This is a genomic window from Deefgea rivuli DSM 18356, assembly GCF_000620145.1.
GTDB classification, from domain to species: Bacteria; Pseudomonadota; Gammaproteobacteria; order Burkholderiales; family Chitinibacteraceae; genus Deefgea; species Deefgea rivuli.
This window is the reverse complement of sequence record NZ_JHVM01000003.1, coordinates 200,093-215,073: the sequence shown is the minus strand read 5'-3', so window position 1 is coordinate 215,073 and position 14,981 is coordinate 200,093. Positions and strand designations below refer to the sequence as shown.

The 14,981-nt window shown below is 47.9% G+C and carries 12 protein-coding genes; 5 read left to right on the top strand and 7 right to left on the bottom strand.

The annotated features are described in order from the left end of the window. Window positions 1-51: 51 nt before the first annotated feature. From secF to yajC, 3 genes are read right to left on the bottom strand one after another with little or no spacing between them, the layout of a single operon-like run. Window positions 52-987 (bottom strand): protein translocase subunit SecF, encoded by a 936-nt coding sequence (secF, locus tag Q320_RS0101015; protein WP_027467453.1) that lies wholly within the window; start codon window positions 985-987, stop codon window positions 52-54. A 15-nt stretch (window positions 988-1,002) separates the two neighbouring features. Next, entirely contained in the window at window positions 1,003-2,826 is a 1,824-nt protein-coding gene (secD, locus tag Q320_RS0101010; RefSeq protein WP_027467452.1) for a protein translocase subunit SecD, read from the bottom strand. A 46-nt stretch (window positions 2,827-2,872) separates the two neighbouring features. Beyond that, window positions 2,873-3,142, bottom strand: coding sequence for a preprotein translocase subunit YajC (gene yajC, locus Q320_RS0101005; RefSeq protein WP_245590945.1), 270 nt, complete (start codon window positions 3,140-3,142; stop codon window positions 2,873-2,875). 546 nt (window positions 3,143-3,688) lie between these two features. Between yajC and Q320_RS0101000 the strand changes: the two genes are divergently transcribed. Together Q320_RS0101000 and Q320_RS0100995 are read left to right on the top strand one after the other, a co-directional pair. Continuing rightward, window positions 3,689-6,034: a serine/threonine protein kinase gene (locus tag Q320_RS0101000; protein ID WP_027467450.1), complete on the top strand. Its 2,346-nt coding sequence runs from the start codon at window positions 3,689-3,691 to the stop codon at window positions 6,032-6,034. Between the two features lie 94 nt (window positions 6,035-6,128). Further along, window positions 6,129-6,665, top strand: a complete 537-nt coding sequence (locus tag Q320_RS0100995) for a phasin family protein (RefSeq protein ID WP_027467449.1) — start codon at window positions 6,129-6,131, stop codon at window positions 6,663-6,665. A gap of 100 nt (window positions 6,666-6,765) precedes the next feature. Here Q320_RS0100995 and bamC read toward each other — a convergent pair whose 3' ends face one another. Both bamC and dapA read right to left on the bottom strand, forming a co-directional pair. Further along, window positions 6,766-7,908 carry an NlpB/DapX family lipoprotein gene (gene bamC, locus Q320_RS0100990; protein WP_027467448.1) on the bottom strand — a complete coding sequence of 381 codons (1,143 nt, stop codon included), beginning with the start codon at window positions 7,906-7,908 and terminating at the stop codon, window positions 6,766-6,768. A 35-nt stretch (window positions 7,909-7,943) separates the two neighbouring features. After that, entirely contained in the window at window positions 7,944-8,819 is an 876-nt protein-coding gene (gene dapA / locus Q320_RS0100985) for a 4-hydroxy-tetrahydrodipicolinate synthase (protein WP_027467447.1), read from the bottom strand. A gap of 524 nt (window positions 8,820-9,343) precedes the next feature. Between dapA and nagE the strand changes: the two genes are divergently transcribed. From nagE to Q320_RS0100970, 3 genes are all read left to right on the top strand, one after another. Next, on the top strand, window positions 9,344-10,822 hold the full coding sequence (gene nagE / locus Q320_RS0100980) for an N-acetylglucosamine-specific PTS transporter subunit IIBC (RefSeq protein WP_027467446.1): 1,479 nt from the start codon (window positions 9,344-9,346) through the stop codon (window positions 10,820-10,822). Window positions 10,823-10,854: 32 nt separating this feature from the next. Further along, complete coding sequence (locus Q320_RS21695) at window positions 10,855-11,343, top strand: PTS sugar transporter subunit IIA (RefSeq protein WP_169734415.1); 489 nt, start codon at window positions 10,855-10,857, stop codon at window positions 11,341-11,343. A 126-nt stretch (window positions 11,344-11,469) separates the two neighbouring features. Continuing rightward, window positions 11,470-13,542: a prolyl oligopeptidase family serine peptidase gene (locus Q320_RS0100970; RefSeq protein ID WP_027467444.1), complete on the top strand. Its 2,073-nt coding sequence runs from the start codon at window positions 11,470-11,472 to the stop codon at window positions 13,540-13,542. 67 nt (window positions 13,543-13,609) lie between these two features. On the opposite strand, the gene Q320_RS17920 is transcribed toward Q320_RS0100970, so the two are convergent. Together Q320_RS17920 and Q320_RS0100960 are read right to left on the bottom strand one after the other, a co-directional pair. Further along, window positions 13,610-13,831 (bottom strand): DUF2164 domain-containing protein, encoded by a 222-nt coding sequence (locus tag Q320_RS17920; RefSeq protein ID WP_051534356.1) that lies wholly within the window; start codon window positions 13,829-13,831, stop codon window positions 13,610-13,612. 55 nt (window positions 13,832-13,886) lie between these two features. Continuing rightward, entirely contained in the window at window positions 13,887-14,975 is a 1,089-nt protein-coding gene (locus Q320_RS0100960; protein WP_211251147.1) for an anhydro-N-acetylmuramic acid kinase, read from the bottom strand. Between the last annotated feature and the right edge of the window lie 6 nt (window positions 14,976-14,981).

The following is a 14,981-nucleotide window of genomic DNA, read 5'->3' as shown; positions in this document are numbered from 1 at the left end:
CAAACGCCGACGGGCTACGTCGGCGCTGATTGTATAACAATTAAATGTTAGTTAAACCACTGCTTCTTCTTTGATTTTGACTGGCTTAATCATATTGTCGCGAGTGACGCCAAACATCAGCAAGAGCGGTGATGCCACCAATACGGATGAGTAAATACCGAACACGATACCAATCGTCAGTGCCATTGCAAAACCGTGCAGTGCGGCACCACCAAAAATCAACATCGATAGCACCATAAACTCGGTTGAGCCATGGGTAATGATGGTACGGCTCATCGTTGACGTGATTGCATTGTCAATCACTTCAGGAACGGTCTTGCCGCGTAGAGTCGGCTTGCGGAAATTCTCGCGAATCCGGTCAAACACCACCACCGATTCATTCACTGAATAGCCCAGCACCGCCAAAATACCCGCCAGTACCGTGAGGTTAAACTCCCACTGGAATAGTGCGAAAAACCCCAAAATAATCACCACGTCATGCAAGTTGGCGATCACTGCTGAAACCGCAAAGCGCCATTCAAAACGTAATGCCAAGTACGCAATAATCCCGACGCAGACTAAAGCGAGTGCGGTTAAGCCATGGCTAAACAGTTCGTCGCCGACCGAAGGGCCGATAAACTCAACTTTACGTAGCTCAACATCGCTGCGGGTTTGTTTTAGCGCTTCAAGTACTTCAGCCGACAATTGTGCGCTGTTTTTGTTCTTGATGTTTGGCAAACGCAGCATCACATCCGTAGTGCTACCCATCGATTGAACTTGGGTTTCGCCAAGTTTTAAACCATCGACTTGCTGACGGATTTGACTTAAATCGGCCGCTTTTTGGTAGCGTAATTCCATGACCGTGCCGCCAGTGAATTCGATACCAAAGTTAAGGCCTTTTGCCACTAGAAAAAACACGGCAATCACAAAAGTCGCTAAGGAGATCGCCGTCGTGAGCTTGCCATAGCTCATAAACGGGATGTCACGTTTTACATGAAAAAATTCAATCATTTTAGCTTCGCCTTAAACGGAGAGCGTGGTCACACGACGGTTGCCGTAGATCAGGTTAATCATGGCGCGTGACACAAAGACCGCGCTATACATTGACGTCAAAATACCGATGCAATGCACCCAAGCAAAACCACGAATCGCGCCAGAACCGAAAATCAGCAGCGCAAGGCCGGCAATTAAGGTTGTAATGTTCGAGTCGAGAATGGTTGCAAAGGCATGTTCGTAACCATTCTTAATCGCCATTTGTGGCGTGGCACCACTGCGTAATTCTTCACGCACCCGCTCATTAATCAACACGTTTGAGTCAATCGCCATCCCCAAAGTCAGTGCAATCGCTGCAATCCCTGGCAAGGTTAAAGTAACGCCGAGCAATGACAGTAGCGCTAGCAAGAATACCAAGTTGGCAGCTAAGGCAATGGTAGAAACTACACCAAAGACGCGGTAGTAGAGCATCATAAAGATGGCAATCGCGACAAAACCATACATTGTCGAGTTGAAACCTTTGCTGATGTTTTCTTTACCTAATGAAGGGCCGATCGTACGTTCTTCAACGATATTCATTGGTGCTGCCAATGAACCAGCACGCAGGAGCAGTGCAGTATCGTTGGCTTCTGCTACGCCCATCGAGCCAGAAATCTGTACTCGACCACCGCCGATTTCGCCACGCACCACGGGTGCAGTCACGACTTCGCCTTTGCCTTTCTCAACCAAAATCATCGCCACGCGCTTGCCAACGTTTTCACGTGTCAAGGTTTTGAAAATCGCAGCGCCCGTTGAATCAAGGCCTAAATGAACTGCAGGTTCATTTTTGTCATCAAAGCCCGCTTGCGCGTCGTTGATGTTTTCACCGGTTAATTCAACTTCTTTTCTGAGTAAAATCGGTACATTTTTGCCGTCATTACGGCGTTCGCTCATCAGCTCAAAGCCTGCTGGCACATTGCCGCTGATGGCTTCGGCCAATTTGGCTTGGTCATCTTCAACCATACGAACTTCAAGCGTCGCTGTGCGGCCCAGGATGTCTTTGGCTTTGGCGGTGTCTTGCACGCCTGGCAATTGCACGACGATACGGCCTTCACCTTGCTGTTGAATCACCGGTTCCGACACGCCAAGTTCGTTAATCCGATTGTGCAAGGTGGTAATATTTTGTGTTACCGCATCGTTTTTCAGTTGCAAGACAGCCGCAGCAGGGAAGGTCACAATGAGTTTGTAATTGCCTTCTTCTGCAACGGTTTGAACTTTAAGGTTACTTAGAATTTTGCTGATTGCCGCATTGGCCGCTTTCAGTGTTTCCGCATCGCGCAATTGCACTTCAACGCGATCACGTTCACGGCTGACTTTGCCGTAACGAATTTTTTTGTCTTTGAGTTCGCGGCGAATATCACCCGCTGTTTTTTCTAGCGCTTTATCGATAGCGGCTTTCATGTCGACTTCAAACAAGAAATGCACACCACCACGCAAATCTAGACCCAGCACCATCGGTTTGGCATGCAGTTTAGTGAGCCAAACGGGGGTGTCAGAAATTAGATTAAGTGCCACGATGTAATCATCGCCCAGCGCTGCTTGAATCGCGTCTTTGGCTTTGAGTTGGCTATCCGTGTCTTGAAAACGCACTTTAACTGAGCCGTTTTCAAAGAAGCTATCAACAGGGGTAAGACCTGTCGCTTTGGCAATCGTATTGGCACGCTCGACCATATCGGGCGTCACTTTTACGGTGGCGCGGCCGCTGGAAATTTGCAGCGCTGGGCTTTCGCCATAAAAGTTAGGAATGGTGTAAATCAACGCCAGCAAAACAGAAGCGAGGATGAGGAGGTATTTCCAAAGAGGGTAGCGATTCATGCGTGGGGCCCCAACAAACACGGCAGCAGGGCTGCCGTATCATTGATTATTTATTGTTTTTTAGGGTGCCTTTTTCCAGACGCTGACCAATTGCAGCGCGCTGAATGAGGATCTCAACGTTGTCGGCTAATTCAAGAGTGACAAATTGTTCGTTCAATTTAACGACTTTACCAATGACGCCACCGGTGGTGACGACTTCGTCATTTTTTTGCAAAGCATCCAGCATCGCACGAAGTTCTTTGGCTTTTTTCTGTTGTGGACGAATCATCAAAAACCAGAAAATAGCAAAAATGGCGATCATTGGCAGAAATGACATAAAACTTGCTTCTGTGCTTGACGCAGCAGCATTAGCGAAGGCGGGTGCTATCAACATATTAAGTTCCAGTGTGTAAGCCAAACAAAGGCGGACTATTCTAGCGGGTGTAGCCCGTAAAATCCACCGCGTTACATCCTAGTGGATGGTTTCATCATGACAAAAGTCAGGCATGAAAGTTCTGCGTTGAATCAGATACAAGGTGAAGAATATTTTTTAAGGGCGATAAGCCACTTGTCAGATGGGTAAATGCGGCGGGATGCGCTGATTTTTAAGTTGTGGGCTACTTAGTTTATTTTAAGGGTATTTGATTGTAGACTAGGGTTAATAATGTCTTCATAGATATACATCCTGTATATTTTGATATCACCCTCAAAATAAATGCCTGCAGATTTTTTGATGTGATGCTACGAGTGGTGCGGCTCTCAATGACAGAAAATTTTTATCAATTCTAAATAATTCTTCACGATTTCTACCCCATTCACCGTATTGCCCTTCGTTTTTGCAGGTGAAGGCCTATATTGAAAGGAATAAAAAAGGACGTCTGCGATGAAAAACTTTGCCAACGGACGCTTTGTCGTCGAAAAGAAGTTAGGGCAAGGTGCACAAGGTCTGGTTTACTTGGCCAAAGACACGCAATTGAATCGGCATGTCGCGATCAAAGTCTTGCATAGCCAGCCCATCCATTTAGCCAATGAAGCACAGGTCGTTAGTCAGTTACAACATCCCAATGTGGTTGCTTTATTTGACGCGTTTGCCGAGCACGGCCATCCCTGTCTGGTTTTTGAGTATGTTGAAGGGCAGACCTTGGCTGAGCGGCTAAAGCAATCTGGGCCACTTACGCCGGTGGCTGCGGTGAGATTGATTCTGGCCATTTTGGAGGGTCTCTTTGCTGCGCATCAGATTGGCGTGATTCACCGTGACATCAAGCCGCAAAATATCATGATCGATAGCACTGCTCGGCCTCGTATTATGGATTTTGGCGTTGCGACCGCTCACGGTGAAACGAGCGAGAGGATGATGGGTACGGTGGGTTATATGGCGCCAGAAGTGATTGCCAACTTACCCATAGGCACACAGGCGGATGTGTTTGCTTGCGGTATTTTGCTGTATCAAATGCTCACCGGAACAATGGCTGCAGAAGGCGAGTCGGTTTACGCGATTTTGCATCGCACCGCGAATGAAGCTTTTTTGCCGCCATCACAATTAAACACGGCCATTGATCCGCAGCTTGACCATCTGGTGATGGTGGCCTTGTTTAAAAACCCGCAAGAGCGCTATGCCGATGCGGGGGCGATGCGTGCGGCACTCGCAGACTGGTTCGAATTGAGTGGGGCAGGATCAACGGACTCGCCAGAGGTGCAAAGCAAAAATAGCACTTTGGATTTTTTGTTGCGCCGAATGCGGCATACGGCGGATTTTCCTTCTTTGTCGCAAACGATTAGCGCGATCAATCGACTTAGCGACGTTGATGGTGAGAAGTTACAGAATTTATCTGGCGTCATTTTGCAAGATTTCTCGCTCACCAATAAATTACTAAAAATGGTGAACTCGGCCAGTTATGGGCAATTTGGTGGTTCAATTAGTACAATTTCGCGGGCGATTGTCATTTTAGGTTTTGATACGGTGCGTAATTTAGCAATTACTTTATTGCTATTTGAACACATGCAAAACAAAGGGCAGGCGGAGCGATTGCGTGAGGCGGTGTTGCAAAGTTTTTTTTGTGGCGTACTTGCGCGTGAATTAGGCGTGAAAAGCGCGTGGCGTGATGTTGAGGAGGCGCTGATTTGCGGCATGTTTCAGCAAATGGGGCGTTTACTGACTTTGTATTATTTTCACGAGGAAAGTGTTGAAATTGGTAAGCGACAAGAGCAAACCCAAGAAACTGAAGCCGTTGCCGCAGAAGCAGTACTGGGTATTTCGTATCGCGAATTGGGTGTGTCGGTGGTGCAAAGTTGGAATTTTCCTGAACGGATTGTCAGCAGTATGCGCGAATTGCCTCAGCTCATTCGTGCCCCGCAAACGCAAACTGAGCGTTTACGTATTTTCTCTAATTTAGCGGCTGATTTAGTACCCGTCGTGGGGGCACCAGCCAGTAGCGCAAACAGTGCATTGCTCGCGATTGTGCAGCAATATGCGCCAGCATTAAGTTGGAAAGAGCGAGCCTATCATGATTTATTGACTGATGCGGCGAAGAACTATTTATCGTACTTGTCGATTCTAGGAATTGATCTGAAAGGCAGTGCCTTTGCGCGAAATTTGATGAAGCTGGCTGGGTATAAAGAACTGCCCAATCAGCATGCAATAGAGAAGGATGCATTGCACGAAGCCAGAATGGCCGCGAGTATTTCACCCGATCAGGTGTCAGGCAATAGCCCTGCTGCGATGCTGGCTGCAGGAGTACAAGATATTACGAATACGCTGGTGGGGGAGTTTAAGCTCAATGATTTACTACGAATGATTTTGGAAACGATGTACCGCAGTGTGGGTTTTGATCGAGTGCTTTTCTGTACGCGCGATGTCAAGCTGGGCTGCATGAGTGCCCGATTTGGCTTTGGATTTGAAATTGAAAAAATCATTCCTAAATTTCAGTTCAAGCTGGAGCCCGTGTCGGATGTGTTTCAATTGGTGATGGCGAAGCAGGCGGATGTGTTTGTTGAAGACATTAATGCAGAGAGCATTACGCAGCGGATCCCTAGCTGGTACCGAGCCTTGGTGCCAGCACAGACACTCATTGTGTTTCCTTTGGTGATCGATAAAAAACCGATTGGCTTATTTTATGGCGATAAACGCTGCGCGCACGATTTAGTTATCCCATCTGATCAGTTGAATCTATTGAAAACATTGCGAAATCAGGCCATTTTGGCGATCCGGCACAAACAGGCTGGCGGGTAATTGTGCGTTGCACAATAAATTGCTTGACATTGCATGTTGCTGGTATAAAAATAGCAATTGATGCAGTGCACAATTCAACCCTTGGAGATTTACAATGTTTAACGCTCAACAACAATTTGCTGAACTTGGTCAAGCTAACCTAGAAAAATCTTTGCGCCTAACAAATATCGCTCTTGCTGGTGTTGAGCGTTTGTTTCAATTGCAAATGGGCATTGCACGTGATTTGATGACTGAAAACGCAGAAACAGCAAAAGCGTTGTCAGGCGTGAAAAACATTCAAGACTTGGTTGAGTTGCAAAAAGGCCTTGCACAACCTAACGTTGAAAAAACAATCGCAGTTGCTCGCACTGTTTACGAAGCTGCTAGCTCGACTCAAGCTGAATTGAACAAACTGGTTGAAGAACAAGTTTTGGAATTCAATAAAAACTTGGTGTCTTCTTTGGATAAAGCGGTTGCACAAGCACCAGCGTCTAGCGCCGCTGTGAATGTTTTGAAAAATGCAGTTGAAAGCGCGAATAACGCTTACGATGCAATCAACAAAACAGGCCAACGCATCGCTGGCAATATTGCTGAAGCTGCAGTTGCTGCCGTCGAAACTGGCGCAAAAACAGTTGCTCGTACCGCAAAATAATTGCACGCAGCAATAAAAAAATCGACTTTCGAGTCGATTTTTTTACGCCTATTTTTTGCTAAATTAAAGTCGGATCTAAACAAGTTAGATCCGACTTTGTTTATTTCAGCTGTAGCAGTAAATCCTGCAAGATTTTCTTACCAGTCGCTTCATCGGCACCGCCGCTCATCGGTTTCACAGAAATGATTGTGCGATTGAGCTCGGTTTTTAATTTGACCTGATATTGCTGCAAATTACCTTCTTTTGGTGCATCCTTACTGCGCCAGAAGGCCAAGTTGCTAAAGTATTCAGTTGATTTTTCTTTTTCGATATTGGCTGCCGCGCGTTGAATCGTGAATGTACCTTCGGCACGGTTGCGGTCCTCAACAACATAACCAATTCGATCAAACGCTAAGCCGACACGGCGCCAAGCGCGATCAAAGCTGTCGGCTAATTCGAGCTTGCTGCCTGAGGCAACTAATGTGGCGCGGGAGGTTTGAACTTCGGCCGTTTTAATTGTGCTGGCTGCTTGCTCTTTAGTCATGCCAAATTGCTGCAACATCAGTTTTAGCATTTCAACTTCAAGCTCAGGATCAGACGGGCGTGGGGTCCAAATCGTTTTGCCGCTCACTGTGGCGGTGTCGCCACCTTTTGCCTCTTGCGAGCCATCAGCAAAGACTTCTATCATCCCACGGTGAGTGATGTAGATTTCTAGCGTGCCGGGCTCAGTGCCGCGCTCCATCCGAGTGCGGAATTTATCCAGCTCGCCCGTTGAGATAAAGCTATCAGCAACTTTACGCAGTAAATTGGTAACAAAGTCAGTCGGCAGTGCTGCACGATTTTCTAGCCAGTCCGTTTCCATTACGCCAGTTTGCTCATTGTCCTGCGAGAGCAAAAAGCCGTGACCTAGCCAAAACTCACGGATTTCAGGCCAAGTTTTAACAGGATCGCCTTTAATCACAAGCCAGCGAGCGCCATCGGCTTGAACTAGTTTTGCATTTTCGAAAATCGGCAATACATTGCCGGTATTTTTCTGTGGCTGAGCTTCATTGGCTAACACAGCGCTTTTTGGCACTGCGAAATTCGCATTTGAGGTGACCGCGCTCAAGTCTGGTGGCACTTCAAGTGGATTCCTGGATAAATTATCGCTACCACCACGGTAGTCCACTTTACTTTGCATAAGCATTTGATCGGAGGAGCAGCCAACTAGGCTGGCGGCTACGAACAAACTAGAGAGATATAAAGCTAATTTCTTTTGCTGCATGTTTGTATCCGTAAATGGAGGACGACAAAAAACGATTATAAGGCATTAGCCTGAATGAGAGCTTGCCGCACTATACCCTGAGCACTGTCGACTAGGCGAGTTAATGGCAAGCGAATTCCTGCGGGAATTTTACCCATTTCTTCAAGTGCCCATTTAACTGGGATTGGGTTGGCTTCAATGAAGAGATGTTTATGTAGGCTCTGTAAGCGATCATTGATTAATTTTGCACCAGCAATATCGCCTTTGAGCGCTGCACTGCACATTTCATGCATGGCTTTGGGGGCCACATTGGCGGTGACTGAAATCGTACCGTGACCACCGAGTAAAATAAAAGGCAGTGTCGATGCATCGTCACCGCTATAGAAAGCAAAATCCTTAGGTGCGCGAAGCATTAAGTCTGCGGCGCGTTCCATATTTCCGGTGGCATCTTTGATCCCGACAATATTTGCTAGCTCCGCCAATTTAAGGGCGGTATCGTTCGCTAGGTCACACACGGTACGGCCTGGCACGTTATACAGCAGGGTAGGAAGCGCCGTGTTTTCTGCAATTGCTTTAAAATGCAAGTACAAACCATTTTGCGATGGCTTGTTATAGTAGGGAACGACACTCAAACCATAATTTGCACCAACGGATAGCGCACGCTCAGAAAGGTAGATCGCTTCGCGGGTTGAGTTGGCGCCGGTTCCGGCAATCACTGGAACGCGTCCTGCGGCTTGCTCAACGACTGTTTTGACAATTTCGATGTGTTCATCGACTGAAACTGTTGGAGATTCTCCCGTCGTGCCAACGGCAACTAGTCCGTCGGTGCCTTGTTCGATATGCCAGTCAACCAGCGCTCGAAGCGCTGAATAATTGATTTGACCATCCGCATCCATCGGAGTGACTAACGCAACTAGGCTTCCTGTAAGCATGAGCAGATTTTACCAGTGAGCAAAAAGAAAACATTCTAACCGAAGCAATTCACTGACGAAACCGACTTCTGTCATTGATTGAGTGAAAAATGCCGTCGAAAAACCTAATTAGCATTTTAAAACCGATGATGCGTCCGTCAAATGTAAAGATTTGTTGCAAATGTTTAAGAAGTTGCACGAGCCATTGAGCTTATTGAGCAAACTCAACAATATGGCAAAACTTGTAGCAGAGAATGGCCTAGCTCTTATCCGTAATGATCAAAGTATCGATCAAGATCGGCAATATTCATGGCTTTAGCGCGAAATATAGAGAGTAGGTGTTTTTGTTGTGAAATGTTATGTAAGACAAACATAGAGCGCAGAAATCTTGCTATTGCTGTTTTGTCAGCGAATAATCGGCACAGGCTATCGATAGATGGCTGTGAAGCATGAATAGGTTCAGCTGTTTCTTCTACGAGCTAATAACACTACATGAATGAATGTAGCTCACCGTTTTGGTGAACATGTAAAAAAGGGGATGCGTCGTGAATATTTTAGGTTATCTACAAAAAATTGGGCGTTCGCTCATGGTGCCGGTGGCTGTACTACCGGCCGCTGCAATTATGTTGGGTGTGGGCTATGCGATTGACCCAACAGGTTGGGGTGCAAATAGCCAATTGGCCGCGTTTTTAATCAAAGCCGGTGCTGCGATTATTGATAAAATGCCAATTCTGTTTGCGGTTGGTGTGGCTTACGGTGTTTCTAAAGATAAAGATGGCGCAGCCGCTTTAGCAGGCTTGGTTGGCTTTTTGGTTGTGACGACATTATTGTCTCCTGGCGCGGTGTCACAAATTCAAGGCATTGCATTGGATCAAGTGCCAAAAGCCTTTGGCAAAATTGACAATGCTTTCGTTGGTATTTTGACGGGTGTTATTGCCGGTGAAATTTACAATCGCTTTAGCCAAGTTGAGTTGCACAAAGCACTTGCTTTCTTCAGTGGTCGTCGTTGTGTTCCGATCATTACATCGGTCGCAATGATTGTCGTGTCGTTTATCTTGCTAGAAATCTGGCCTGTTGTGTACAACGCGCTATTTAACTTTGGTGTTTCTATCAAAGATATGGGCGCTGCAGGTGCTGGTATTTATGCCTTCTTCAATCGCTTATTGATTCCAGTTGGTTTGCATCACGCTCTGAACTCTGTGTTCTGGTTTGACCTTGCTGGTATTAACGACATTGGTATTTTCCAAGGTCGTGATATTGCCAAAGGTACTCTGGGTGTAACAGGGATGTATCAAGCTGGTTTCTTCCCAATCATGATGTTTGGTTTGCCTGGCGCAGCGCTAGCGATCTACCAAGCAGCTAAACCAGCTAAAAAAGCAATGGTTGGCTCTATCATGTTTGCAGCGGCAGTGACTTCATTTGTTACCGGCGTGACTGAACCACTTGAATTCTCATTCATGTTTGTAGCGCCGTTGTTGTATGTATTCCATGCCTTCCTCACTGGTTTGTCGGTGTATATCGCGGCTTCAATGCAATGGATTTCAGGTTTTGCATTTAGTGCGGGTGCCATCGATATGGCCTTGTCGTCGACTAATCCATTCGCGGTTAAATGGTATATGTTGATCCCACAAGGCTTGGTGTTCTTTGCCATTTACTACTTCGGTTTTACCGCCGTGATTAAGATGTTCAATCTTAAAACACCAGGTCGTGAAGATGATCTGATTGATGAAGTAGGTACTGCTGCGCCAGTTGCAGCTGCAACCGGTAGCACTGCCGAATTGGCACAAGCTTATGTTGCTGTTGTGGGCGGCCCAAGCAATGTGACTAACGTCGATGCGTGTATCACTCGTTTGCGTTTGTCTGTGAATGATGCTGACTTGGTCGATGAAGCTGCTGCAAAACGCCTTGGCGCTAGTGGCGTGATTAAATTGAACAAGCAAAGCGTTCAAATCATCGTTGGACCAAAAGCTGAATTGATCGCCGATTCATTGCGCGCTCAATTGGGTACTGCAGCAAAAAAGTAGCGGAAGTTGCGCCTGCTGCTCCGGTGGCAAGCGTGGCACCTGTAGTTTCTATTAGTGGTAATGAAACCATTCTCTTTGCGCCAGTAACGGGCGAAGTGGTGGCGATTGAAGATGTGCCTGATGCCGCATTTGCGAGCAAAGCGGTTGGTGAAGGTGTTGGTATCCGCCCAACGGGTAAGCTGGTCGTTGCACCTTGCGATGGTGAATTGGTAAAGATTTTCAACACCAATCACGCCTTTGCTTTGGTGACCGATTCGGGCGCAGAATTAATAGTGCACATTGGTATTGAAACGGTAAAACTCGGCGGTCAAGGTTTTACTCGCTTAGCGCAGCAAGGTAGTCGCGTTAAAGCGGGTGATCCGGTTCTGGAGCTGGACTTAGATTACTTGGCTGCAAATGCTGCTTCAATCATTAGCCCAGTGGTTCTCTCTAATGCGGATCAATTTACTGCGCTGGAAAGTGTAGCAAGTGGTTCGGTTGAGGCGGGAAAAACCGTGCTTTACAAGTTTAAAACCAAGTAACAATTTTTCTGCAATAGCAAAAAGCCACGGCCTAGCCCGTGGCTTTTTTGTTTTTACTGCCTAGGAAAACAAGAAGAGCGAAACAAGGTATATTCGCGGCTTGATTTATTTAAATACCAGAAAGCCATGCTAGCGAACGACCCATTTTCATTCTTAGAAGATCATTTAGCATCTCGAGACTGGGTAGCGGCGCAAAATCAGCGTTGTATTGAGCAAATTGATTTTGATCCACGCTGCGCACCCATGCAGCAAGAAATTCTCAGCTTTAGCCAATCCACACAGCAAATCCCTTACTTTGCCGAGCATGCAGGTTGGCTTTACCATTTTTATCAAAGCCCTCAATCGCCACGCGGCGCATATCGCCGCACGACGCTTCATTCATATCAAAGCGAAAATACCGAGTGGACTGTGGTGTTCGATTTAGACGCACTGGCGCAGCAGGAAGAGGTCGATTGGCATTTGGCCGGTATTTCGCATTGCATTCTGCAGCCGAATTTATGCTTAATCAGCTTGAATGTCGCTGGCTCTGATGCCAGTGTTTGCCGTGAATTTGATTTGGAGATAGGGCGGTTTGTGCCGAATGGCTTTCAATTTCCATTTGGCAAAAACCAAATCCATTGGCGTGATGCCAATAGCGTGTTGGTGTGCCCCGCGTGGGATGAAAGCCAGCTCACGCATGCGGGCTACTCGTGTGAGGTGTGCTTGCAATTGCGCGGGCAAGCTTGGGAGGAGGCCATTTCGCTGGCGGTAATCCCTGAATCGGCGCTGAAAGCTTTGGCGTGGCGTTTTCTGGATGGTGATACGGCGGTGCTGGACGTCATTGAAGTGGCGCTGAGTTTTTATAAAAAAGTGTATTACTGCATTACGCCAGATTTGAGCTTGCAACAAATCACGCTGCCGCTGCGCTGTGATGTTTTTGCGTATAGCCATGGTGATTTGATCGTCAAAATTGCAATGAATTGGACTTGGCAGGGTGTGCAATATCCAAGCGGCGCTTTGCTGGCGATTCAATGTGAGGCTAGCAGTGGTCAGCTTGGCCGTGTTCAGGTTTTGCTGGTGCCGACGGCACAGCAAACGATTCAAGGCTTAGATGCGACGTTCAATTGCCTAGCGGTGAATGTGCTCGATTGCGTTAAAAGCCAAATCCATACCTTTATTTGGGCCTCTGGTGAGGAGGGCGGCGCATGGCAAGTCTGTGCTAATCCCTTGCCCACAACGGGTGCGATTGAGTTTGTCGATCAGCCGTGGCGCAGCGATGTGCTGTATTACAACTACAGTGATTTTTTGCAACCAGCAGGATTATATCGTTACGAGCTGCAATCTGGGAAAGCGCCAGAATTGCTGCGCCAGCAAGTTGCTGCTTTTGATAGCAGCGATTTTACGTATCAACAATATTTTGCCAACGCCAACGATGGCACGCAGATCCCGTATTTTGTCGTGCATCGCCAAGGTTTGGTATTGGACGGACAAACGCCAACCTTGCTGTATGGCTACGGCGGTTTTCAACTTTCTTTGCTGCCATACTATGTCGACAATCTGGGGCCGCAATGGCTGTCCAAGGGCGGCGCGTTTGTGGTTGCGAATATTCGTGGCGGTGGTGAATTTGGCCCCGCTTGGCATCAAGCGGCACAAGGGCGTAATCGCCAACTGAGTTTTGATGATTTCATTGCGATTGCAGAAGACTTAATTGCGCGCGGCATCACATCGCCGCGCCGCTTAGGGATTCAAGGTGGTAGCCACGGCGGCTTGTTGGTCGGCGCTTGCTTGACGCAGCGGCCAGAAATTTTTAATGCCGTGGTGTGCGAAGTGCCCTTACTCGATATGCTGCGTTACACCGAGCTGCACGCTGGCGCGAGTTGGGTCGATGAATATGGCGACCCGAATCAAGCTGAGGATTACGCTGCGCTCGCCGCATATTCGCCATACCAGCACATCAAATCGGCGACGGAGCAGCGCTACCCTAAGGTTTTATTCACGACAAACAGCCAAGACGACCGCGTCCATCCGGCGCATGCCAGAAAAATGGTCGCTAAAATGCAGGCTTTGGGGCATGAAGTACTGTTTTATGAAAACGAGAAGGGCGGGCATCGCGGTGGTGTCGGAGCGCAAGAAATGGCCAGTGATTTAGCCCGTGCACTGACTTTTTTATATCAACAATTAATGGACGAGAGGGTATTGCCTTGTAGGTGCTATTCATAAAGTCCTACAGCGCAATACCCATGTTATACGTTAGCGTTTCTTTTTCGACCAATAACTGCCCGTCAATTCAAAGCAACTTTCTGGCAGCGCCTCGACGTGTTGAATCAATTGCGCTTGCGCGATCGCTAATCGCTTGATTGTAAATATGCGGGCCAATTTCTCGCAGAATGAAATCGAGCAAAAACGATGCTTGTAGCTCGCCGATGTCGGTGTCCAATTCTTCGCTGCAATAACGTTGAATTGATGCGTGCAATTGTGGGTGCAAGGTTTTGTCGAGTTGTAGGGGCATGATGTGTTCTTCAATAGGGTGTTCAGTTCGTGGACTTTGAATCTACGACGTAATTTTATGCGGGCCAGATCGCACCCAGAATTCGCTCTCCAGATGCACCAGTGACGGCGGGTAAATTGCTCGTCAAGCCTGCTACACAACGCTCTGCCAGCCAAGCAAACGCAAATGCCTCCACCCAATCTGGATCCACGCCCAATTGCGCCGTACTGTGTACTGCGCACGGCAGGTATCGCGCGAGCGCCGCCATTAAGTGGCGATTATGAACGCCGCCGCCGCAAACAAAAACTTCATCGGGCTGGCCTTGCTGCAAAATCGCGCTGGCGATGCTCCATGCAGTCAATTCGCACAAGGTCGCTTGCACGTCTTGTGGCTTATCGATGCGACCTGCTAAGTGCGCTTGCAACCACGCTTGATGAAAGAGATCACGCCCTGTACTTTTCGGTGCGGCTTGTGTAAAGAACGGCTCAGCCTGCATTTGCGCCAGCAAATCAGGCAGTGCCACACCAGAAGCCGCCCAATCGCCATTGGCATCGTAATGCGATCCCAAGTGTTGATAAATCCACAAATCCATCAATACATTGCCTGGGCCGCTATCAAAGCCAGTCACGTCACCATTGGCAGCCAGCCAGCTCAAATTGGCAATGCCACCAATATTAAGTACGACGCGATTGGAATTGTTTTGTGCAAACAGCGCTTGATGAAACGCGGGCACCAGCGGCGCGCCTTGACCACCGGCGGCAATATCGCGCGAGCGAAAATCGCCCACCACGCTAATGCCAGTATATTCCGCTAGCAAAGCATGGTTGCCGATTTGCAGCGTATACCCGCACTCGGGCCGGTGGCGTATGGTTTGCCCGTGATTACCAATCGCGACAATGTCGCTGGCTTGTAGACCTGCTTTGCTTAACAAAGCCAGCACGACATCGGCGCAAGCGCGGCTGTGTGCATTGGCGGCGAGCTGTGCCAGATGGATTTCATCAATGGATGGCGATTGCAATTGCAGCAATTGCTCGCGCAGTGCTGGTGGGAGTGGCGCGCCAAGACTGGCGATGAGTTGCGGTTTTGCGCCGCCTAAATTCACGACGACGGCATCAATGCCATCCAAGCTCGTTCCCGTCATTAATCCGACAAACAATTGCGCCATGCTCAC